Origin of the sequence: Shewanella corallii (assembly GCF_023349125.1) — a bacterium.
GTDB lineage: Bacteria > Pseudomonadota > Gammaproteobacteria > Enterobacterales > Shewanellaceae > Shewanella > Shewanella corallii.
On sequence record NZ_JAKIKT010000005.1, the window covers coordinates 57,991 to 80,746 of the forward strand.

Annotated in this window: 23 protein-coding genes; 14 read left to right on the forward strand and 9 right to left on the reverse strand. The window is 51.5% G+C overall.

Translation table 11 applies throughout. The features are described 5' to 3' along the window. Positions 1-2: 2 nt before the first annotated feature. From speA to pdxH, 4 genes are all read left to right on the forward strand, one after another. Entirely contained in the window at positions 3-1,922 is a 1,920-nt protein-coding gene (speA, locus tag L2725_RS13370; RefSeq protein ID WP_249249421.1) for a biosynthetic arginine decarboxylase, read from the forward strand. Positions 1,923-2,012: 90 nt separating this feature from the next. Continuing rightward, entirely contained in the window at positions 2,013-2,942 is a 930-nt protein-coding gene (locus tag L2725_RS13375) for an S-adenosylmethionine decarboxylase proenzyme (protein ID WP_249249422.1), read from the forward strand. 34 nt (positions 2,943-2,976) lie between these two features. Then, a complete protein-coding gene (gene speB / locus L2725_RS13380) occupies positions 2,977-3,909 on the forward strand; it encodes an agmatinase (RefSeq protein WP_249249423.1) in 933 nt (310 codons plus the stop codon). 129 nt (positions 3,910-4,038) lie between these two features. Then, a complete protein-coding gene (gene pdxH, locus L2725_RS13385) occupies positions 4,039-4,677 on the forward strand; it encodes a pyridoxamine 5'-phosphate oxidase (RefSeq protein WP_249249424.1) in 639 nt (212 codons plus the stop codon). Positions 4,678-4,783: 106 nt separating this feature from the next. Here pdxH and L2725_RS13390 read toward each other — a convergent pair whose 3' ends face one another. Further along, positions 4,784-4,999 (reverse strand): cold-shock protein, encoded by a 216-nt coding sequence (locus L2725_RS13390; RefSeq protein WP_115137701.1) that lies wholly within the window; start codon positions 4,997-4,999, stop codon positions 4,784-4,786. A gap of 98 nt (positions 5,000-5,097) precedes the next feature. Between L2725_RS13390 and L2725_RS13395 the strand changes: the two genes are divergently transcribed. The 5 genes from L2725_RS13395 to L2725_RS13415 all read left to right on the forward strand — a co-directional run bounded on the left by L2725_RS13395 (position 5,098) and on the right by L2725_RS13415 (position 8,052). Beyond that, complete coding sequence (locus tag L2725_RS13395; protein ID WP_115137702.1) at positions 5,098-5,559, forward strand: YaiI/YqxD family protein; 462 nt, start codon at positions 5,098-5,100, stop codon at positions 5,557-5,559. Positions 5,560-5,681: 122 nt separating this feature from the next. Further along, positions 5,682-6,260 (forward strand): YceI family protein, encoded by a 579-nt coding sequence (locus L2725_RS13400; RefSeq protein ID WP_249249425.1) that lies wholly within the window; start codon positions 5,682-5,684, stop codon positions 6,258-6,260. A gap of 27 nt (positions 6,261-6,287) precedes the next feature. Beyond that, positions 6,288-6,662, forward strand: a complete 375-nt coding sequence (locus tag L2725_RS13405; RefSeq protein WP_249249426.1) for a DUF3802 family protein — start codon at positions 6,288-6,290, stop codon at positions 6,660-6,662. A 96-nt stretch (positions 6,663-6,758) separates the two neighbouring features. Continuing rightward, complete coding sequence (locus tag L2725_RS13410; protein ID WP_249249427.1) at positions 6,759-7,136, forward strand: SpoIIAA family protein; 378 nt, start codon at positions 6,759-6,761, stop codon at positions 7,134-7,136. 43 nt (positions 7,137-7,179) lie between these two features. Continuing rightward, positions 7,180-8,052: a putative ATP-dependent zinc protease gene (locus L2725_RS13415; RefSeq protein ID WP_249249428.1), complete on the forward strand. Its 873-nt coding sequence runs from the start codon at positions 7,180-7,182 to the stop codon at positions 8,050-8,052. A 57-nt stretch (positions 8,053-8,109) separates the two neighbouring features. Here the strand turns inward: L2725_RS13415 and L2725_RS13420 are convergent, their stop codons facing one another. Further along, entirely contained in the window at positions 8,110-9,885 is a 1,776-nt protein-coding gene (locus L2725_RS13420; protein WP_249249429.1) for a PAS domain-containing protein, read from the reverse strand. 472 nt (positions 9,886-10,357) lie between these two features. Here L2725_RS13420 and pheS point away from each other — a divergent pair, with 472 nt between their 5' ends. The 5 genes from pheS (at position 10,358) to L2725_RS13445 (ending at position 16,163) form a co-directional block, all read left to right on the forward strand. Next, entirely contained in the window at positions 10,358-11,341 is a 984-nt protein-coding gene (gene pheS, locus L2725_RS13425; protein WP_115137815.1) for a phenylalanine--tRNA ligase subunit alpha, read from the forward strand. Between the two features lie 15 nt (positions 11,342-11,356). Further along, positions 11,357-13,744 (forward strand): phenylalanine--tRNA ligase subunit beta, encoded by a 2,388-nt coding sequence (gene pheT, locus L2725_RS13430; RefSeq protein ID WP_249249430.1) that lies wholly within the window; start codon positions 11,357-11,359, stop codon positions 13,742-13,744. A 3-nt stretch (positions 13,745-13,747) separates the two neighbouring features. Beyond that, complete coding sequence (gene ihfA / locus L2725_RS13435) at positions 13,748-14,044, forward strand: integration host factor subunit alpha (RefSeq protein WP_248937097.1); 297 nt, start codon at positions 13,748-13,750, stop codon at positions 14,042-14,044. A gap of 95 nt (positions 14,045-14,139) precedes the next feature. Continuing rightward, the gene (lpxM, locus tag L2725_RS13440) at positions 14,140-15,078 is read left to right on the forward strand and encodes a lauroyl-Kdo(2)-lipid IV(A) myristoyltransferase (protein WP_249249432.1); all 939 of its coding nucleotides are present in this window, start codon (positions 14,140-14,142) and stop codon (positions 15,076-15,078) included. Positions 15,079-15,206: 128 nt separating this feature from the next. Then, complete coding sequence (locus L2725_RS13445; protein WP_249249433.1) at positions 15,207-16,163, forward strand: diguanylate cyclase domain-containing protein; 957 nt, start codon at positions 15,207-15,209, stop codon at positions 16,161-16,163. 58 nt (positions 16,164-16,221) lie between these two features. On the opposite strand, the gene L2725_RS13450 is transcribed toward L2725_RS13445, so the two are convergent. The 7 genes from L2725_RS13450 to hisC all read right to left on the reverse strand — a co-directional run bounded on the left by L2725_RS13450 (position 16,222) and on the right by hisC (position 22,754). Further along, complete coding sequence (locus L2725_RS13450) at positions 16,222-17,391, reverse strand: aromatic amino acid transport family protein (RefSeq protein WP_249249434.1); 1,170 nt, start codon at positions 17,389-17,391, stop codon at positions 16,222-16,224. A gap of 317 nt (positions 17,392-17,708) precedes the next feature. Continuing rightward, on the reverse strand, positions 17,709-18,347 hold the full coding sequence (gene hisIE / locus L2725_RS13455; protein ID WP_249249435.1) for a bifunctional phosphoribosyl-AMP cyclohydrolase/phosphoribosyl-ATP diphosphatase HisIE: 639 nt from the start codon (positions 18,345-18,347) through the stop codon (positions 17,709-17,711). A gap of 10 nt (positions 18,348-18,357) precedes the next feature. Continuing rightward, entirely contained in the window at positions 18,358-19,179 is an 822-nt protein-coding gene (gene hisF / locus L2725_RS13460) for an imidazole glycerol phosphate synthase subunit HisF (protein WP_249249436.1), read from the reverse strand. Next, complete coding sequence (gene hisA / locus L2725_RS13465) at positions 19,161-19,898, reverse strand: 1-(5-phosphoribosyl)-5-[(5-phosphoribosylamino)methylideneamino]imidazole-4-carboxamide isomerase (RefSeq protein WP_249249437.1); 738 nt, start codon at positions 19,896-19,898, stop codon at positions 19,161-19,163. The genes hisF and hisA overlap by 19 nt, the downstream gene beginning before the upstream one ends. After that, positions 19,895-20,527: an imidazole glycerol phosphate synthase subunit HisH gene (hisH, locus tag L2725_RS13470; RefSeq protein ID WP_249249438.1), complete on the reverse strand. Its 633-nt coding sequence runs from the start codon at positions 20,525-20,527 to the stop codon at positions 19,895-19,897. The genes hisA and hisH overlap by 4 nt, the downstream gene beginning before the upstream one ends. A gap of 9 nt (positions 20,528-20,536) precedes the next feature. Continuing rightward, a complete protein-coding gene (hisB, locus tag L2725_RS13475; protein ID WP_115137716.1) occupies positions 20,537-21,604 on the reverse strand; it encodes a bifunctional histidinol-phosphatase/imidazoleglycerol-phosphate dehydratase HisB in 1,068 nt (355 codons plus the stop codon). Between the two features lie 25 nt (positions 21,605-21,629). After that, the gene (hisC, locus tag L2725_RS13480; RefSeq protein ID WP_249249627.1) at positions 21,630-22,754 is read right to left on the reverse strand and encodes a histidinol-phosphate transaminase; all 1,125 of its coding nucleotides are present in this window, start codon (positions 22,752-22,754) and stop codon (positions 21,630-21,632) included. Positions 22,755-22,756: the final 2 nt, after the last annotated feature.

The following is a 22,756-nucleotide window of genomic DNA, read 5'->3' on the forward strand; positions in this document are numbered from 1 at the left end:
AAATGAATAATTGGTCTATTGACGACGCTCGCACCGGCTACAACGTGACTCACTGGAGTCAGGGTTTTTACGGTGTGTCGGACGCTGGTGAGGTATTTGTCTCTCCGGATCCTGCCAATCCTGAACATCAGGTCGGATTGAACGAGCTGGCCAAGGATATGGTCAATGCCGGTGTATCTTTGCCGGTATTGGTTCGCTTCCCACAGATTATGCACCACAGGGTGAATAGTCTGTGTCAGGCATTTAACCAGGCAATCCAGAAGTACGAATATCAGAAAGACTACCTGTTGGTATACCCGATCAAGGTAAACCAACAGAAGAACGTAGTGGAAGAGATCCTGGCTTCCCAACAGTCCAAAGAAGTGCCACAACTGGGTCTGGAAGCGGGCAGTAAGCCTGAGCTGATGGCGGTTCTGGCGATGGCTCAGAAAGCCAGCTCAGTGATCGTATGTAACGGTTATAAAGACAGCGAGTATATCCGTCTGGCATTGATCGGCGAAAAGCTGGGCCACAAGGTTTACATAGTGCTGGAGAAGATGTCTGAGCTGAAGCTGGTATTGGCCGAAGCTGAGCGTCTGGGCGTGACTCCACGTCTGGGTCTGCGTACCCGTCTGGCATTCCAGGGCAAGGGTAAGTGGCAGGCGTCCGGTGGTGAGAAGTCCAAGTTTGGTCTGTCTGCCGCTCAGGTGCTGCGTGTTATCGATGAGCTGAAAGAAGCCAACATGCTGCAATCTCTGCAGCTGCTGCACTTCCACCTGGGCTCTCAAATCGCCAACATCCGCGATATTCGCCAGGGTGTAAGCGAAGCGGCACGTTTCTACTGTGAACTGCGTAAGCTGGGCGCCAACGTGGATTGTTTCGACGTAGGTGGTGGTCTGGCGGTGGATTATGACGGTACCCGCAGCTCCTCTTCCAGTTCCATGAACTATGGTCTGAACGAATACGCCAACAACATTGTGAGCGTGCTGGGCGAAATGTGTGTGGCTTACGATCAGCCAATGCCGCGCATTATCTCCGAGTCAGGTCGCTACCTGACTGCACATCACGCGGTACTTATCTCTGACGTTATCGGTACAGAGGCCTATAAGCCGGAAGACATTCAGCCGCCAGCTGAAGAGGCTCCACAGCTGCTGCAAAACATGTGGCAGTCCTGGCAGGATCTGAAAGGCCGTGTCGATTCCCGTGCACAAATCGAGATTTATCACGACGTGCAGCAGGATCTGGCGGAAGCCCATGCGCTGTTTGCCATGGGCCAGCTGAGCCTGACTGAGCGCGCCTGGGCTGAGCAGACCAACCTGCGTGTGTGTCACGAGCTGCAGGGCCTGATGAATAACAAAAACCGTTATCACAGACCTATTATCGATGAGCTGAATGAGAAGCTGGCCGACAAGTTCTTTGTGAACTTCTCCCTGTTCCAGTCGCTGCCTGATGCCTGGGGTATTGATCAGGTGTTCCCTGTACTGCCGCTGAGTGGTCTGGATAAGGCACCTGAGCGCCGTGCAGTTATGCTGGACATTACCTGTGACTCAGACGGTGCCATCGATCAGTACGTGGATGGTCAGGGTATTGAAACAACTCTGCCAGTGCCTGCGTGGCACGCTGACAGCCCATACTTGCTGGGCTTCTTCCTGGTCGGTGCTTACCAGGAGATCCTGGGTGACCTGCATAACCTGTTTGGTGACACCAACTCAGCTGTGGTGCGTCTGGATGATGAAGGCAAAGCTAACATAGAGTCAGTGCTGGCCGGTGATACCGTTGCTGACGTACTGCGCTATGTGAACCTGGATGCTATCTCCTTTATGCGTACCTACGAAGAGTTGGTCAATCGTCATATTGAAGAGGGCGAGCGTGCTTCTATCCTTGAAGAGCTGGAAGCCGGTCTGAAGGGTTACACCTATCTGGAAGATATCGCTGTGTTCTAAACGGCATCTGCTCTGTACCCGATGAGCATTGCCGAAAAAACCTGGTAGCGGGCAGCCTCAGGGCTGCCCATATTAAGGACAATAATAAAAATGTTTTTTGAAGGCTCTGAAAAAAAAGTAGAAATCAAAGTGGCTGCTGGCTCTCCCTCGCTGCGCAGTCTCGGGAGACCTTTCTGGCAGGACATAGTCGCCTGCGCCAATGCTGAGATTTTGTCTCACATCAGTAATGATGAATGTGACGCATACCTGCTCAGCGAATCCAGCCTGTTTGTATGGGACGATGAGTTCCTGATGTTGACCTGTGGCACCACCACACTGGCAGATGCAGCGCTGTCTTTTATCGAGCAGTACGGTATCGAAAAAGTGGGCTTTGTTTGCTATCAGCGCAAGAATGAATATCTGTCGCACCTGCAGTCGAGCAGCTTTGATGAAGATTTGTTTAGATTGCGGGAAAAACTGACCGGAAAAGCCTATCGTATAGGCCATCTGGACTCACACCATCACTATGTGTTCTGCACCGATGCTCCCTGTGAGGGCCTGGGTGAGGAGAAGACCAGTGAGTTGCTGATGTACCATATTCGGGGCGAGGCCGCCGACTACCTGAGAAGTGACAAGCAAACCGCCGAGGGCGTGCGTCGCTTGCTCGAGTTGGAGTCGCTGCTGCCGGACTTTGAATTTGATGACTTTTTGTTTGAGCCGTTCGGCTATTCCGTCAATGGGGTCAGTGGTGACCGTTATATGACGATCCACATCACACCTCAGGAAAATAGCTCGTACGTGAGTTTTGAAACCAATCTGGACTTGGGGCAATATCCACAGCCCATTTTTGCCAGACTGTTGCAAATTCTGAACCCGGGCAGTTGGGACGTGATTGGTTTTAACGTTGAGAGAGATACTCAAGGTTACCCATCACACCTGTGCCTGGGCAGTTGTACCCTTGAGAGTGATCAGGGGTACTCCATTGAGTTCAGTCACTTCCAGCAGACATGCCACGAAGTGCTGATCCCGGAACAAATGTAATCTTGATGGCCTGTAGCCATCCTTTGGAGTGAATATGACCACCATTGCAGACAAAGCAGATTATTCGCTGTTTTCTAACGCGTTCGGATATCTGCGTCAGCCTTTGGATTTCAAGCCTGTTGAAAGCGACGCTGACGTTGTTGTACTGGGTTTACCTTTTGATATGGCCGTGACCGGTCGCAGCGGTGGCCGCATGGGGCCTGGCGCGATCCGTAAGGTATCGACCAACCTGGCGTGGGAAGAGAAGCGCTGGCCATGGGACTTCCGTCTGTTTGACCATATTAAGGTCGTGGATGCCGGTGATCTGGTATTCAACCTGGGTGACGCTGCTGACTTTACCCAGCGTGCCGAAGATTTTGCCACTGCGATTGTAAAATCCGGCAAAACCATGCTGAGCCTGGGTGGGGATCACTTCGTGACTCTGCCGCTGCTGCGTGCCCACCATAAGGTACACGGTAAGATGGCACTGCTGCACTTTGATGCTCATACCGACACTTACAGCCAGGGTAGCCCATACGACCATGGCACCATGTTCTACACAGCGCCGAAAGAAGGCCTGATCGATGTAGACCACTCTGTGCAGGTAGGTATCCGTACCGAGTACACCAAAGATGGTCACGGTTTCCAGGTGATTGACGCCGGTATGGCCAATGAAATGACCGCCGATGAAATCGTGGCTCAGATCAAGGCCCGCGTAGGTGACATGCCTTTGTATGTGACTTTCGATATCGACTGTCTGGATCCTGCTTTCGCTCCAGGTACAGGTACTCCGGTTATCGGCGGCCTGACAAGCGACAAAGCGCTGAAGGTTATCCGAGGTCTGCAGGGCCTGAATATCGTAGGTATGGACGTAGTGGAAGTTGCGCCATCTTATGACAACGCCGAGATCACCTCTTTGGCGGCGGCCACTCTGGGTCTGGAAATGCTGCATGTTTGGGCAGCCAGCCAGGGCAAGATTCAAGAATAATCCTGTAGGATATTTCTTCATTCAGTTAAAGCCAGTGTGATCCACACTGGCTTTTTTGTTATATATCCCTGTGAAACCAAAGGCAGCCTGATGGAGTTTTCGGGCCCGCGATGTGAAAAGGAAGTATGAATGACAGATTTGACCCAGGTTCGCCGCGAGTATCTCCGTGGCGGTCTGCGCCGGGATGACTTAACGCCGGAACCTATGGCGTTTTTCAGGCATTGGATGGATCAGGCCATCAAGGCCAACTTGATGGATCCGACTGCCGTGTGTGTGGCAACAGTGGATGAAGATGGTCAGCCCTGGCAACGTATCGTGCTGCTTAAACAGTTCGATGATGATGGCTTTGTGTTCTTCACCAATCTGGAAAGCCGCAAGGCTACCCATCTGGCTCAGAATGCCAAAATCAGTATGCACTTTCCCTGGCATATGCTGGAACGCCAGGTATCGGTTACCGGCGTAGCCGAGCCTTTGTCTACGGCTGAGGTACTCAAATACTTTATTACCCGCCCTAAAGAGAGTCAGATTGCTGCCTGGGCTTCCAATCAATCCAGCCGCTTAACTGCCCGTCAGGCGCTGGAAACCAAGTTCAACGAAATGAAAGCCAAATTCGCCAAAGGGGAAGTTCCTCTGCCTAAGTTCTGGGGCGGCTACCGGGTGAAGCCGGAAACGGTTGAGTTTTGGCAGGGTGGCGAGCACAGACTGCATGACAGGTTTATCTATATGCGTGAAGGGGACAGTTGGCAGGTAGAGCGACTGGCGCCCTGAGCCGATCGGTAAGGATTAATTTCTTTGCGAGCCCAAAGCGCACCTGGCCGGTGCGCTTATGGTTGTTGGGAGCGCGGTTGATACGCTCCCTCAATCTCCAGGTCACTCAGGCCAGAGGCGTAACATTTTCCGCCAGTGGGCCTTTTTCACCCTGAACTACCTGAAAAGTGACGGATTGTCCCTCTTTCAATGTTCGACGGCCACTGCCATTGATGGCTCTGAAGTGGACAAATACATCGCCGGCGCCTTCACGGGCCAGAAATCCAAATCCCTTTTCATCGTTGAACCACTTTACAGTTCCAGTGATGACTTGATCTGACATAGAATCCTCTTAATCAATCCGGTGTTAACAAGCTGGTGCTGAAGCCGCAATGTAGCAGCCGGATATGTCAGATAAATTACAAGTTAAGGTGTTGATTAATGGTTACCATCTGGGTTGATGCGGACGCCTGTCCAAATCCGGTAAAAGAAATTCTGTTTAAAGCGGCAGAGCGAATGAAGGTGCCACTTAAGCTGGTGGCCAATCACAGCATCCGGATCCCGCCCAGTCGTTATATCTCTGTGATCAGGGTTGAGCAGGGGTTCGATGTGGCTGATAACTATCTGGTGGAGAGAGTTAGTGCCAATGATCTGGTCATCAGCAGTGATATTCCTCTGGCGGCCGACGCACTGAAAAAAGGGGCATTTGTGGTAACTCCAAGGGGAGAAGCCATGACCAAAGAGAATATTGGAGAGCGGCTGAATATGCGGGACTTCTTTGATACTCTCAGAAGTTCAGGGATCCAAACCAGTGGCCCGGCAGCCTTATCCAATCAGGACAAGCATGCGTTCAGCCGCCAACTGGATCTCTGGTCCAGACAAGTTGCAAAACTGCTAGACTGAAATGACAGGCCCAGTTGCGCAACACGGGAACATTGAAGTCGGGCGCACCAGGCACCTGTATGTCCCTACATCCTATCACTACTGGTTTGATATCGGTCGGGATGGCCGGGGAGAGAAAGCAGATGAAACATTGGTTACTGACACTGGTATTGATGACCCCGGGGTTGTCACTGGCTGCAGATTGGGTAATCCAAAACCAGGATTCCCGCGTAAGTTTTATTACCATCAAGCAAGGTAATATCGCCGAAGTCAGCCGTTTTACCAAGGTAAGTGGCGCACTGTCGTCAGAGGGAAAGTTCAGTTTGACCATTCCTCTGACCGGCGTACAGACAGGGATAGATATCCGCAACGAGCGTATGCAAAGCATGCTGTTCGAAGTGGGTAAATTCCCCGAACTTGAGCTTAACGCTGACGTCGATATGGCGGCGATTAACAGCATTAAGGCGGGTGAACAGGCGGTAGTGCAGGTCAGTGCCAAAGTTGCCTTGCATGGTAAGAGCCAGCCGATGACCTTTGATGTGATGGTCGCCAGGCTGAATAACAACACCCTGACTGTGAGTAGCTTTCAGCCCATAGTGGTCAATGCAGGACAATTTGCACTGAGCGCCGGGGTGGAAAAGCTCAGACAGGTTGCCGGATTAAAGGCGATCAGTGAAGCGGTACCAGTCAGCTTTGTGATTACCCTCAGCTCCAAAACCTAGGGAGCTGCCAGATCGGGAGCATAGATTATGGTGACAGACTCTGAAGGTTACACCCATCTGTTGACGTTTTTGGGTGAAAACCTTGAGCTTTTCAATGCTCCCAATGGCGATATCAGCGTAAATCAACCCGTGCTCGAGTACTTTGAAGAGCAGCTATCGGCCCAGGTGATATTACTATGCGGCCAACACCCAGGCTTGAGTTTTGAGCAAAGGAACAGGGTGATCCGCGAAGTTGATGCCATAGTTGCCGATCTGGAACAGGTGCTGGCTGAGGTGGTGGATAAGCCAATGACCCGGGAGCAGGCTCTGTTTATCACTGACTACGCAGGCCTGATAAAAAACCTGTTCGATACCGCTATCTCAACCATGATGGCCACATACCGCAGGTTGGATGCCAGTTAAGTATTAAATGCCTCCTTTTGCTGTAAAGCTTCTATAATTGTTTCAGCAATTAATAGTTGAGCAAGAGTGCAAAACCTATTTTGCAGGGAGGCGCGCATGTTAACCCTTTTACCCGATTTTCCTCATGATACTGTTGCCGTGGTCGCTCAGGATCTGTTGTGCAGCGACGACTACGCTCAGGTGCTGGAGCCAGCGATAGAGTCCAGGTTGCAGGACCACGCCAGTATCCGTCTCTGGTATGAATTTGATGCAAGCTTTAAGGGCATTACCGTAGGTACGCTTTGGAATGAAGCTATGTTGGGATTCTTTCACTTGAGTGACTTTTCGCGTATTGTCGTGCTTGCCGATGACGCTGTGATGAGGGGAATGGCACAAACGCTGGCGGGGATGATGCCTTGTCCGGTGAAGATCTATTCCACTTCAGAACGGGAATCGGCCAGAGCATGGCTTCAAAAGGAGCCTGTAGCGGTTTAACTCTGTCACGCCTGACATGCCGTGACAGTTAAGAGGTCCGGTAATGTTAAGAGTGATCCTGTTTTTTATGTCCCTCCTTCCCCTGGTCAGTTCAGCTTACGACAAGCCCGTGTTAGGGCCCTCAGAGCCATTCACTCTGGAAGAAGGCGGCATCCCCTTTGAAGCCCGTATTGATACCGGCGCATCCAACAGCTCATTGCACGCTTTTGACCTTCAAGTTATCGGTGGTGAGGTCAGCAAGAAGAAAGACAATATCGGCAAGATGTTGAGATTCACCACCGCCAATGAAGAGGGTAAACAATCTCAAATGGAGGCGAAAATCGTCGATGTCTCCACTGTGAAGAATGCCCAGGGTACAGAGTCACGCTATATGGTTGAGCTGACGCTGAACTTTGCCGGGGATGCCCGTAAGGTGAAGGTTAACTTAAGAGACCGCCGCCATATGGACTATAAGATGTTGATCGGTCGTAACTGGATTAAAGGCCATTATCTGGTGGATGTGCAGCAGCTGCCGGTGATCGGGGCCAGAGCACCAATCCACATTGTTGAATCAGATTTGACCTATCACGCCCGTATTGACACCGGCGCGGTCGAAAACTCCCTGCACGCTACCCATATCCGTGTTCATGATGAAGACAAACAGAATATGGAGAACAATATTGGCAAGCTGGTGACCTTCACCACAAGCAATGAGGAAGGCCAGTCCGCCGAAGTCACCACCAGGATTAAGAATACCTCCCTGATCCGTAATGCTCAGGGCAGCGAAATCCGTTACATGGTGGAGCTGGAGTTAGGCGAGCCGGGTAAAGAGTACAAGGTGCTGGTAAATCTGAAGGACAGAAGCAAAATGCGCCAGAAGCTGTTGATTGGCCGTAACTGGCTGGAAGGGCACTATCTGGTGGATGTGGAAAAATAGCCCTCACATTGCGGTTGATAAAAAAGGCACCTCAGGGTGCCTTTTTACTCTCATCAATCAGCCGATTCTCTCAGTCCCTTTGGGGACAACCTCGTGGCCGATGCCCCCTATGGCCAACACTTCATCTTCCTCATTACGGATAGCAAACTTGGTCACCTTGAAGTACCTGTCGCCTCTGTGGTCACTCAATATCTCGTCAAAGGTGATGGGCTCGGATGATTGCAATACCTTTTGGTCATTGGTGTGGAAACGCTTCGCATCCAGAACCGGATATATTTCTTCATCGGTATGGCCAACAATCTGTCTCTGCTCCCGCGCCACAACCTGGCAATACCTTGGGTTAACCATCTGATAGACACCCTTGAGGTCTTTTACAAAAATCATATTGGGCGATGATTCCATCAGTGCCTGTAGCAGATCTCTGTATCTGCCCAACTCAAGCTTTGATTCCTGTTGGACGGCCAGTTGCTGTTCCAAAGCCAGGTGGTTGGCTTCGAGGCTGGCCAGCGCGGTTTCCAACTGTTGATGACGCGATACGAAAGCTGCAGCCAGTTTGCCAAGCTCATCATTGCGTTGACTGGCTTCTATCTCCAACTGTTCTGGCCTGTCCTGATACAGTGCCTGAGCCATACGGCTGAGGGGGCTGACCAACATTCTGTGCAGTACCCAAAACAACATAAACAGCGCCAGTACCTGAATGACGACCAGCAGCAAGCCCACCTTACCGGCGATCCCCTGTGCTTCTTTCCCGAGGGCATCAAGTGGTGTGGCAATTATCACGTGCCAAAGGGTATCCGGCATCAGAAAAACAGAGACCATGACCCGCTCATTCAGCAGAGGATCTTTGGCCAGGGTAAAGCTGGTTAATTCCAATGGGCTGCCGGGCCAGCCCTGTGTCAGATTGGCAAGCAGGGTTTGCGTTCTCTTGGCATCATCATCGTTAAGCCCCGGGATATGCTCCGCGGCGCTGTGTTGGGCATTAAACCTGTAGGCCCCCTTAAGCTTTTGTTGTTGATCGGCTTCAATCAGCCGCTTGGCAAGTTGCTCCATTTCAGGGTGCGTAGACTGGAGCTCGGAAAAAGTAAGAGGTAATTGCTTTGACGTCAGGCTGCCGGGCGCAGCGATGATCTGACGATAAGGGTCAACAACCAGCACATAGCCCGGAATGTCAGTTCTTCCCGCATCAATAAACTGATTGAGGTGCTCAAGGCTGATATCAACAGTGGCAGCCCCGAGGTAACTGTGATCGAACCACATGGCTGATGACGCTGTAACCATGGTCTCCCGGGTAACTGGGTCCTGATAAGCTTTGGACCACAAGGTCTTGCCCCGGGGGAGCAGTCGGGTGGGTTCGTACCAAAACTCGTGACGATAGTTCTGTCCAGAGTAACCTTTGACCTCGGTGAGTTCACCAGACTCAGTCCGGGCCCAAAAGGCGCTCTCCCCGGTGGAGGACTCAGTTTGTTCAGGCCAGATCCCGCCACCTGCAATCAGCTGTTTCTGACTTTCCAGATCGAGCAGGGCAGGGACCACTTTTCTCAGCTTGGCCGTAGAGCCACTTTCCAGCTCTCCCAGACTGGATAATGATGCTACCAGACTATTGACCTGTGCCGTGGCCTCATGCAGCCGGGTGACCACAAGTTGCCCCAGATGGCGATTTACAGTCAGTTCCTGAGTCATCAGCTGCTGTTTCTGTATCCCCAACATGATCCACCAGGTCAGCAGTATTAGCGCCAGCGCAATGGCCAGCTGGATCAGACTGATTTTTACAGGCAAGCTGCGCAGCCATTGGCGAATGCCGGTTGGATTTTCAGAGTTATGATGTGCGGTCATGGAATAATAAAATGCCGAAATGCATGAACCAGATATCAACACTTTACCCCTATCGCACTATTTGGCCATAAGTAAAATGTTGTACAGGATGAATATTTTGCTAATTTACCCGAATTGTTTCAACGTTAGCCACCCGGCATTAAGCGCCGGATACCTGCGAGTAATACTGTGACTCCTTGAAGCCGTCGTGGCTATTTTAGTCATTCTGAATACAGCGCTCTGTGGGGCGTCATATAAAGTTCATAAAATGAGCTTTGCCACCATAGGGTTAAATGCCAAAAATGGCCATTTAACCCTAGTCAAAGCGGCTTGCGTCGCGTAAACTTTTACTCTTTTTTATTGACCCAATGGCAGCGATCCCGCAGGGGATTGTCGGTAAGGACGCTTTGGGTGAAAGAGATGGACATTATTCAACGTGCACCTAACCGATTCAAAGCTGGACTTTGAGATTGGTGAAGCAGTGGAAGAGAAGATGCAGCAGTTAACTGAGATCGTAGAACTCGCCTTGGCAGCGATCGACCAGGCCAGCGACCTGAAGGCGCTGGACGATATCCGCGTCGATTACCTGGGTAAGAAAGGTAAAATCACCGATATGATGAAACTGATGGCCACTTTGAGCCCGGAAGAAAAGCCGGTCTTTGGTCAGAAAGTGAATCAGGCTAAACAACAGGTACAACAGTGCCTGGCCCAGCGTATCGAAGGCCTGAAGGCTGCCGAGCTGGAAGCCAAACTGAGCGCAGAGCAAATTGATGTGACCCTGCCGGGCCGTACTCTGGGCAATGGTGGTTTACACCCTGTAACCCGCACCATCGAGCGTATTGAAAGTTTCTTTGGCGAACTGGGCTTTACTGTGAAGAATGGCCCTGAAATCGAAGATGATTTCCATAACTTTGATGCGCTGAATATTTCCGAGCACCACCCGGCTCGTGCGGACCACGATACCTTCTACTTCAACCCGAAGGTGATGTTGCGTACCCAGACGTCAGGCGTACAGATCCGTACCATGGAAAATGAGCAGCCTCCGCTGCGCATTATCTCTCCCGGTCGCGTATATCGTAACGACTACGACATGACTCACACTCCAATGTTCCATCAGGTGGAAGGCTTGCTGGTGGATGAGCATGTGAACTTCGCTGAGCTGAAAGGCATTCTGCACGACTTCCTGCGTAACTTCTTTGAAGAGGACCTGCAGGTTCGCTTCCGTCCTTCTTACTTCCCGTTCACAGAGCCTTCCGCTGAAGTTGATGTGATGGGTAAAAACGGTAAGTGGCTGGAGGTGCTGGGCTGCGGTATGGTTCACCCGAATGTACTGCGCAGCGTAGGTATCGATCCTGAGAAATACTCCGGTTTTGCTTTTGGTATGGGCGTTGAGCGTCTGACCATGTTGCGCTACGGCGTAAACGACCTGCGTTCGTTCTTCGAGAACGACCTGCGTTTCCTTAAGCAATTCAAATAACGGAGCAGTACAGTTATGAAATTTTCCGAATCCTGGCTGCGCGAGTGGGTAAATCCATCCGTTAGTCGTGAAGAACTGGCCCATCAGATCACCATGGCAGGTCTGGAAGTTGACGGTGTTGATGCCGTTGCTGCTGACTTCTCCGGTGTGGTTGTGGGTGAAGTGGTTGAATGTGGCCAGCATCCTGATGCTGACAAGCTGCGTGTAACCAAGATTAATGTCGGTGGCGAAGAGCTGCTGGATATCGTTTGTGGCGCACCAAACTGCCGTCTGGGTCTGAAAGTGGCCGTGGCTATGGTTGGTGCTGTTTTGCCAGGCGATTTCAAAATCAAGAAGGCCAAACTGCGTGGTCAGCCTTCACACGGTATGCTGTGCTCATTCAGTGAGCTGGGTATCGATGTGGAAAGCGACGGTATTATCGAACTGCCGCTGGATGCGCCGCTGGGCACAGATATCCGTGAGTATCTGCAGCTGAATGATGCTGTTATCGATGTGGATCTGACTGCAAACCGTGCTGACTGTCTGGGTATGGTCGGTCTGGCCCGCGAAGTCGGTGTGTTGAACCGCGCCGAAGTGACTCAGCCAAGCTGGGAGCCGGTAACCGCCTGCGCTGAAGACAAGGTTGAGATCAGCCTGAACGCGCCTGAAAGCTGTCCACGTTATCTGGGCCGTGTGGTGAAAAACGTTAACGTTAAAGCCGCGACTCCTATGTGGATGCAGGAAAAGCTGCGTCGCAGCGGTATCCGCTCTATCGACCCTATCGTTGATATCACCAACTATGTGCTGATTGAATTCGGTCAGCCAATGCACGCCTTCGATCTGGCTAAGCTGGATGGCGGCATTCAGGTGCGTCTGGGTAATGGTGACGAGAAGCTGACTCTGCTGGACGGCACTGAAATTACAGTACCAAACGATGTACTGGTTATCGCTGACGAACAGAAACCTTTGGCGCTGGCCGGTGTGTTCGGTGGTGAGTACTCAGGCGTATCTGAGGAGACCACAGACATCATGCTGGAATGTGCTTTCTTTGCGCCTCTGGCCATTATGGGTAAAGCCCGTCGCCTGGGCCTGCACACTGATTCCTCGCACCGTTTTGAGCGTGGCGTGGATCCCGAGCTGCAGCATAAAGTCATGGATAGAGCCACCCGTCTGGTGCTGGATATCTGTGGTGGCGAAGCCGGTGTTGTGGTTGAAGCCAAGTCTGATGAGCATCTGCCAAAGCCTGCCAACATTCTGCTGCGTCGTGCCAAGTTGGACAAACTGCTGGGCCATGTGATTTCAGACAGTGATGTGAACGAAATTCTGACCCGCCTGGGCTTCACTGTTGAAGTAGTTGAGGCTGGTTGGCAGGTGAAGACTGCGACCTATCGTTTTGACATGGCGATCGAAGAAGACTTGATTGAAGAAGTGGCCCGTATCTACGGCTATAACAACATTCCAAATGTTGCGCCAGTTGCCGCTTTGAAGATGTCTGACCATAAAGAAGCAGAGCTGAGCCTGAAGCGCGTTCGTAGTGTGTTGACCGCCCGCGGTTTCCAGGAAGCGATCACCTACAGTTTTGTTGATCCCAAGCTGCAGAAGCTGTTGCACCCAGAGCAGGACGCTATGATCCTGCCTAACCCTATCTCCAGTGAAATGTCGGCCATGCGCCTGTCTATGTTCACCGGTCTGCTTAATGCAGTGGGTTACAACCAGAGCCGTCAGCAAGGCCGTGTGCGTCTGTTTGAGACAGGTTTGCGCTTTGTTCCTGACGAAAATGCCGAGTCCGGTGTTCGTCAGCAGGCGATGCTGGGTGCTGTAATTGCCGGTCCAAATAGTGAAGAACACTGGTCAATGGAGTCAAAAACCGTTGATTTCTTCGATCTTAAGGGTGATTTGGAGGCGATTATTGGCTTGACAGCTGCAGATCTAGAATTTAGCTTTAGAAGAGCGACGCACAGTGCGCTACATCCAGGGCAATGTGCTGAAATTCTGAGAAATGATCGAGTTATTGGTTTCATAGGTGCGGTACATCCAAGCCTTGAAAAGCCGTTCGGTCTAAATGGCAAAACCATCGTGTTCGAGTTGGAGCTGGACGCCTTGTTGTGCAGCAACCTTCCTCAAGCCCAGGCTGTATCTAAGTTTCCGTCTAACAGACGAGATATTGCGGTCGTGGTTGATGACAGTGTTGCTTCAGGTGATGTAATCAAACTGATAAGAAAAGTTGGCGAGAATCAGTTGGTTGGCTTAAACTTGTTCGATGTATACCAAGGTAAGGGTGTTGAACCTGGCAAGAAGAGCCTGGCGATTGCACTTACGTTACAAGATACAGCTCGTACGCTGGAAGAGAAGGACATTGCCGAGAAGGTTGAGGCAGTTGTTGCTGCTCTGAAAGCAGAGTTCAACGCATCGTTGAGGGATTAAAGTATGGCACTTACCAAAGCGGAAATGGCAGAACATCTGTTTGAAAGCCTGGGCATTAACAAGCGGGTTGCCAAAGAGATGGTCGAGTCGTTCTTCGAAGAGATCCGTTGTGCACTGGAAAGTGGAGAACAGGTTAAGTTGTCAGGCTTTGGCAACTTTGATCTTCGAGACAAGAACGAGCGCCCGGGAAGGAACCCAAAAACCGGTGAAGATATCCCTATTTCGGCCCGTAGGGTCGTTACTTTCCGCCCTGGTCAGAAGCTAAAGAGCCGGGTAGAAGTAGCCAACTCCGAAAAGTAGGATACCTACCGTTCAAGAAAAGCCACTCTCTGAGTGGCTTTTCTGTTTTGGTTTCTTTAGTATTTGCACGCTTTCGTTTTTTCAGGAAACCCAAGTTGTCCAGAGAACCCAAATACTTCGACCGTAGCTTTAAATTTTCCCTGCTTCATCCCAGACTCTGGCCATCATGGCTGGGTATTCTGTTGTTGCTTATCTTCGGGCTGATGCCAGCTTTCATCCGTGATCCTATCGCCAGGCAGTTGGCTCATCTGGTTAAGCGTATTTCCAAAAAGCCAATTCGTGTTGCCCGCGCTAACCTGACCACCTGTTTTCCGGAAAAGTCAGCGGATGAGATCGAAGAGCTGATCAACGAAAACGTTGAAAACTTCGTGATGATCCTGCTGGCTCAGGCTGAACTGGTGTTAAAAGGTCGCAATAACCTTCGCCGCCGGGTGAACCTGATGGGCTTTGAGCATGTCCAGGCCGCCAGAGACTCAGGTAAGCCGGTTATATTTATCATGCCCCATGTGTGGGGGATCGAATATGCCGGTCTACGCTTGAACCTGGAACTGCCCATGGTAACCATGGCCAAGGCCCATAAAAATGAGCTGTTTAATTGGTTTAATAATCGTATGCGAAGCTCGCTCGGTGGACACGTGTATATGCGGGAGGCAGGTATTCGTGCGCTGCTTTCCGAGCTCAAGAACGACAACAGCTTCTTCTATTTGCCGGATGAAGATCTGGGCCGTGATAAGAGTGTGTTTGCGCCGTTTCTGGGGACAACGAAGGCGACATTACCTGTAGTGGGACGTTTGGCCCAGGCAGGTAATGCGGCCGTGATGCCAGTCAAAATAGGTTACAACCGTCAAACCCGTCAGTTTGACCTGACTGTCATGCCAGAGTTGCCTGCAGATACCATGCAGGGTAAAGAGAATGAAGCTTTGGCACTTAATAAGGCGGTAGAGCAGGTTATTTTGGCTTACCCGGAACAATATATGTGGTTCCTCAGGGTATTGAAGACCCGCCCCGAGGGAGAACCTGATATTTACGCCTGAGTTCTCGATATATCAGTTACGATCCACTGCATTGCAGTGGCTTTTTTTATTCAGGGTTGGCGCAGATTTAAAGCAGAAAGTCCCAACTTGGTTATATTTTATAGAGGACAGGATAAACAAGGGATGTGATGAAATCTGCACCTATTCCCCCATGTGATGAGTTGAGACTGGAACGTCTGCGCAGCACCGGGCTGTTGGATTCTCTGGCTGAGGAGAGGTTTGACCGGCTGACGCTATTGGCGAAAGCCTTCTTCGACGTACCTGTTTGCCTGATAAGCCTGGTGGATGAGGACAGGCAGTGGTTCAAGTCCAATCAAGGCCTGCAGTTTTGTACTGAAACCCCCAGAGATATCTCTTTTTGCGGGCATTCTATACTCGAGGGGGAAGTTTTTCTGGTGGAGGATGCCAGAGAGGATTCGCGGTTTGCTGATAATCCTTTGGTCACAGACGACCCCGGGATTCGTTTTTATGCCGGTTATCCTTTGAAAACCGCTGACGGCTTCCATTTGGGAACTCTCTGTATCATTGATTTTGTGCCGAGGAAGCCATCTCCGGCAGAGTTAATCAGTCTCACAGAGTTTGGCTGGCTGGTTGAGCAGGAGATGGACAATGACCATCTGGCGAATTTTGATACTTTGACCAGTCTTTATAATCGCCGTGGCTTCGATAGTTTAGTCAGCCAACTTTTGACCATAAGCGGGCGCGTTGGTCATAGGGGGACTTTTTTAAGCATAGAGCTGTGCGGCCTGACCGGGATTACCCGGGAACACGGTAGTCTGCAGGCTGAAAAAAAAGCCCTTATTTCCTTTGCAGCCTGTCTGCGACAGGCTGTGCAGGAGATGGATATTGTCGCCCGGGTAAATGCCGGGAAGTTTGCGATATTTCTGACCTATCGAAGCGGGGATGCCTTGGTTAAGACGGTTTTGGAGCAAATGACGGAGACAGTCAATACCTTTAATGCCCGGGCAGGAAAACCCTGGCAGCTGGCATTCAGATTTGGGGTTGCTGAATCCGGTGCATTGGCTGCGGAAACATGTGAAGAGTTGGAGCTGAGAGCGGAAACTGATATGGAGTCACAGGTATAGCATTTGGGGTAAAACAAGGCAGCTCAAGCTGCCTTGTTTATTATATGGGAAGGGCTTTTCAGGCCAGCAGCTGTGCGCCAATGATCGCGCAGCCTGAGAGCATGGCCAGTAGCAGCCCAACTGTTCCACCTTGTGTGCGATAGTTGCCCTCACTCGCCGCTTGATGCCGTTTTTGCCATACCATGGCTACCGGCAGAAAAATCGCGAGAATAACCAGCGCAATCGCGGCGTAACCCAGGGCCATAATAAAGCCGGAAGGGTAGCAGAGGGCAAAAGCCAGTGGCGGTGCAAAGGTGATCAAGCCGGTGACAAGGCGCTTTTGCCTGAGCATATCCCCAATAAAATCAAATAACCCCAAAGCCACCCCAAGGAAAGAGGTCGCCAGAGCCAAATCGGCGAATCCTCCTATTACACTTTGCAGCGCCGGGGAGTTGACTGCGGCACTCAGGCCGGTCACGAGTTCACTTAATCCCGCCTGTTGCATCAGCGCACTTTGTCCCAGATTGCCAATGCTGACCATAAGCCACAGACAGTACACAATCAGGGGCAGGGCTGAGCCCAATAAAATTGCCAATCTCAGCTTTTTAATATCAACGCCCAGGTAGCGCACAACCGACGGAATTGAGCCGTGAAAGCCAAAGGAGGTAAAGATGACGGGCAGTGCGGCCAGCATGCTGGTCATCATACCTGCAGTTTGAGCAGGCGTTGCCTGTAATCTTATCCATTCAATTTTTGGCATCAGGAGTACCAGAATCACCGCCAGAGCTATCAGCTTGAGGGTGAACAGGCCACGGTTAACCAGATCGACTTTGCCGGTACCACTGATGATGAGGGCGGCGACCACAGCTGTCCAGATAAGGGCGCCACTCCAGTCAGGCAACATCAGCAAAGGAGTCAGGCGTGAAGTCAACTGTTCCCCGCCACCGGCAATGTATGCCGCGCACAGGGCGTAAAACAGAAACAGCATGGAGGCGGTGGCAACCCATTGACCCGGGCGGCCCAGGTAACGTCTTGCGAGAGTATGCAGGGTGGCATCCTGTTGTGCATCCTGATGCAGTTCCAACATGAGCAGTGCGGTATAGCTCATCAAGGCCCAGATAATCAGCATGGCGGCGATGGCCAGAGGAAAGCCGAGAGCGGAAGCAGCCAGCGGCAGTGCCAGCATACCGGCACCTATGGTTGTACCGGCAATAATAAGCAGGCTGCCGATAAATCGATTTTGTTGCATGTGTGTCCCTTATGAACCAGAAAAATAATGAGTAGGTGAGTTCTGGCCACAACAGCGGGAATAGTGAACTATCTTCGCCGTTGTGGCGGTAGATAGTCGTCTTGTGAATTGGACATTTTAAACTCTGTATAGATTAGAAAAATCGTATTGTATTGGTGTAACGGTGTGGCGTTACAAGTTCGAAATTACGTGGACAAGAGGGTGGGGTCAAGCTGTTGGAGAGCTGATTGCTGACTCTTTATGCAAAGCGTGATGCAGTTGGCATTCGTTGGTAAAAAACAAGCGCCCTAAGGCGCTTGTTTTTTAGTGGCTGTCGGTCAGCGGCCGTGGCGATCTGCCAGGCGTTTCTGAACATCCGCGAGAGAAAGTTCCTGATCTTCCAAGAGCACCATCAGGTGAAACATCAAATCTGCGGCTTCATTAACCAACTCATCCCGGTCTGAGGTTGCACCGGCGAGTGCGCATTCCACCCCTTCCTCTCCCACTTTTTGAGCGATACGTTTGCTGCCGGATTTGAACAGGGAGGCGGTGTAACTATTGCTTATCGAGCCCTTGTAGACATCCTGCTTGCGACTGGATATTACCTGTCCCAGCCGGCTCAGAAAAGGTCGTGCGAACTGGTCGTGCCAACAGGTTTCAGCCCCTGTGTGACAAGTTGGTCCTTTGGGGCGAGCCATCACCAGCAGACTGTCATTATCGCAATCGAGAGATACTGCGAGACATTCGAGTGTGTTACCTGATGATTCACCTTTGGTCCACAGGCGTTCTTTGGAGCGGCTGTAAAAGGTTACCAGTCCCAACTCCAGAGTGGCCAGCAGGGCGGTCTTGTCCATCCAGCCCTGCATTAGTACATCGCCGGTATCCGAGTGTTGAACAATAGCAGGCAACAGGCCGTTGCCTTTTTTGAAATCGGCGCGATTAACGAGATCTGCTGAGGTAAAAATATCCTTGTTCATGCTGGTTCCCTTAACCTTGTGGCTGCGTAAGATTTGTTATTGATGAATAACTTATAGCATCAGGACGAACACATATCCCTTTTGCAGTCAGATATTGTTTTAATTCAGGAATTGGAATGATGCCCTTGTGAAACACACTGGCAGCCAGGGCTGCATCAACTTTTGCCTGCTGAAATACCTCGGCAAAGTGCGCCATGGTGCCAGCGCCACCCGAGGCAATTAAAGGCACATCACAAATCGCACGTATACTGCTCAGTTGCTTAATGTCGTACCCCTGACGCACTCCGTCCTGATTCATCACATTCAGTACAATCTCACCGCACCCCCGGCGTTGTACCTCTTCTACCCAATCCTGGGTGTACCAAACTGTGTCTTTGGTGGCAGATTCCTCACCGGTAAATTGCTTCACTTTATAGCTGTCCGTAGCTTTATCATGGAAGGAGTCTATGCCGATGACGATGCACTGACGGCCAAATTCATCCTGCAGACGGTTAATCAAACCCGGATCGGAGAGGGCAGGAGAGTTCACTGAGATTTTATCGGCGCCAAAGGCCAATAGTTCACGGGCCTGCTCCAGAGTTTTAATACCACCGGCGACACAGAAGGGGATGTCTATCTGCTCGGCAATGCGCCCCACCCATGACTTATCCACCAGACCATCCCGGGCGCTGGCACTGATATCGTAAAACACCAGCTCGTCAGCACCCTCTGCCGCGTATCTGGCGGCCAGCGGCACGATATCTCCGATAATTTCGTGGTTGCGAAATTGCACTCCCTTGACCACAAGACCATCTCTGACGTCCAGGCAGGGGACTATTCGTTTGGCCAGCATGAAATTGCCTCCTCTGCGCTGAAATTCTCTATCAGCAGTGCTTTGCCTATGATGATTGCAGTTGCGCCACTGTCACGTACGGCGGCGACATCATCAAGTGTGGCGATACCGCCGGAAGCCTGCCATTGGATGTCAGGGTATCTGTCGCTGAGTTCCCGGTAGAGCTCTGTATTTGATCCCTTAAGGGTGCCGTCACGACTGATATCTGTCACCAGAGCGTGTTTAAGCCCTGCTTCGATAAAGCGGTCGGTGAGGGATTCCAGACTGACTCCCCCACCTTGCTGCCAACCGGATACCGCGACCCGTTTTTCGCCTATCTCACTAATATTCACATCCAGTGCCAGACAGATTGCGTCAGCTCCGTAGCGCTTAAGCCAGTCCATCACCAGCTCAGGCTCTTTAACCGCCAGTGAGCCTATCACCACGCGATTAACACCGGCAGCAAGCAGCTCTTCAACCTGCTCCTTTGTACGAATACCGCCGCCAACCTGAAGTTTGGCGGTCAGTTTGCCGGCTATGGTTTTAATCAAATCGATTTGGCGGGCATCAGGGTTTTTGGCTCCGGTCAGATCGACCAGATGTAGCCACTGCGCACCCTGTGATTGGTACAACTCCAGCTGGTTAAGCGGGCTCAGGGCAAAGCGGGTTTTCTGGTTATAGTCTCCCTGATACAGGCGTACTACTTCACCATCAATTAAGTCGATAGCTGGTATTATCATTCACCCATCTCCATAAAATTCTTTAATATTCTGGCGCCTACTGCCGCACTTTTTTCCGGGTGAAATTGCACACCCATAAAGTTATCTTTGCCTATGGCTGCACTGAACACCTGTCCATAATCGCTGCGAGCCAGAGTGTACTGAGACTCCCGTGCACAAAAACTGTGAACAAAGTAAACATACTCACCGCTATCAATGCCGTTAAACAGTGGATGGGCTGTTGGACTGATTGCATTCCAGCCCATATGTGGCAAAGGCTTGGAGCCGGTATCCAACTGACTGATGTCGGTGTCGATAATGCCGAGGCAGGGAGTGATTTGCTCACCCTCTGAGGACTGACGACACAAAAGCTGCATTCCCAGGCATACCCCCAGTACGGGTTGAGTCAGACCTGGTATCAAGGTGTCCAGCCCTTTACGTTGCAGTGATGCCATGGCAGCTTTGGCACTACCGACCCCTGGCAGCACCACGCGTTTGGCGGCTTTAATCACATTGGCGTCTCTGCTTATCACAGGTGATACGCCAAGGCGCTCAAAGGCATAACGAACAGAGCTTAAATTGGCGCAGCCGGTGTCGATAATCACAGTAGAAGTATCTTGCGCGGCTGATCCTTGCGTTAGTTGGTTCATTCGGGCTCCTTACAACATGCCTTTGCTTGATGGCAGTGCGTCACCTTCAATGGCTACGGCCTGTCTGAGTGCTCTTCCCAGCGCTTTAAACATGGCTTCCACCTTGTGGTGCTCGTTGTCGCCCACGCAGCCAATCTGCAGGGTTGCTCTCAGACCATCGGCGAAAGAGCGGAAGAAGTGAGGCACCATTTCAGTCGCCAAGCCGCCCACAGCTTCCCGTTCAAACTGTGCGTCCACCTTGCAGAAGGGGCGGCCTGAGATATCAATCAGGCATTCACCCCTGGCTTCATCCATCGGCAGGGAGAAACCAAAACGAGCGATACCTATTTTGTCGCCCAGAGCCTGACGCAGAGCATCGCCAAGTGCCAGGCCGGTATCTTCGACACTGTGGTGGTCGTCAATATGCAGATCCCCGGCCACGGCAACGGTCAGACTGAAGTTGCCGTGGGTGGCAATTTGATCCAGCATGTGGTCGAAAAAACCAATGCCGGTACTGATCTGGCTTTGTCCCGGGGAGTCCAGATCCACTTTTACCTGAATGTCGGTTTCTTTGGTGGTGCGACTGACGCTGGCAACCCGGTTTCGACCAAGCAGCTGATCGGCAATTTGAGTCCAGGTCAGGTTTTGTCTGTCATATTTTAATCCAGCGACGCCCATGGCCTCGGCAAGGCCAATATCTGTATCCCGATCACCGATAACAGCGCTGCGGGTAAAATCCACCTTGCCGCCGGTCAGATAGTCTCTGACCAATCCCAGTTTGGGTTTGCGACAGCTGCAGTTCTCATCGTCAAAGTGAGGGCAGATCAGTACGTCGTCGAATCTGACCCCCTGAGAGCTGAAGATCTGCATCATCAAATTGTGTGGCGCATCGAAGTCATCTTTCGGGAATGAGGGGGTGCCCAGGCCATCCTGATTGCTGACCATCACCAATCTGAATCCGGCTTTTTGCAGTCTCAGCAGGGCAGGGATCACACCCGGCTCAAAGGCGAGCTTGTCCAGTCTGTCCAGCTGTTTGTCTATGGGAGGCTCCTCTACCAGGGTGCCGTCTCTGTCGATAAATAGGATCTTTTGCGTCATTGTTCGTTCCAGACCTTTAAATTGATTATTTTGAATTCTCAGTAGTGGCTGATTCAGCTGAGCACAGCGCTCTGATAATGGCGTCTGTTTCAGCGTCATTGGTAAAGCTGAAGCGAATAGCATTCGCCAGACGGGGATGACTGTACCTGCGTGCCACTATCCCGGCTTGTGAAGCTTGTCCGTTGATGGCGTCCACATCCTCATATTCAGCCAACAGGAAGTTGGCGAAACTGATACTGACGGTGGCACCGGCTTGCTCTAGTGCTTTACCCAGTCGCCTGCCGTTGGCAATCAGGGCTTCAACCTGTGTTTGCATAGTGTTTATACCCGTCTCAGTCAGAGCTGCTGTTGCCATATCAGCAACCGGTGCCGGTACCGGATAAGGGGCGATGACACGCATGACCAGCTCGCAGATGCCGGGGTTGGCCAGCATAAAACCACAGCGGATGCCTGCCAGTGCGAAGGCTTTGGACAGGGTTCTGAGAACGACTAAGTTTGGGTACTCGCTCAGTAAAGGCGCCGAGCTTTGCTCAGGACAAAACTCAATATAGGCTTCATCCACCACAATCAGCTTGTCCGGAAACTGAGTGAGCAAACCGGTAATTTGCGCTTTGGACACCAGAGTACCGGTGGGGTTGTTGGGATTGCAGACAAAGATGATCTTCTCATCATTGATACTGCCCGCCAGCTCTCCCGGGCCAGGCAGCGCAAACTCACCGTCGAGCTTGAGTTCAGTTACCGCAACATTAAAGGTTGCAGCACTGATCCCATACATGCCATAGGTGGGGCCAAAGGTGACAATGGCATCCCTGCCCGGAATGCAAAAGGTACGGATAAGCAGCTCAATGGCTTCATCGGCGCCGCGGCCACATATGATGGAGTCTGCAGGCACATCTGCATAATCAGCATAGGCCTGAATAAGCGCTGGCGGCTGGCATTCGGGGTAACGATTGGCACCGGCCAGCACAGTATTATTGAATGGCGACTCATTGGCATTGACCCAGATATCCCCTCGACCACCTATGCGCCGTGCACTTTGATAGGGTTCAAGGCTCAGCAGCTCTGGCCTTGCCAGTCGAGCAGCCAGCTTGATGGCTCTTTCCTCTACAACTGGACTGCGCCTTGCTCTGGGATTGTTGTCTGCGGACATTG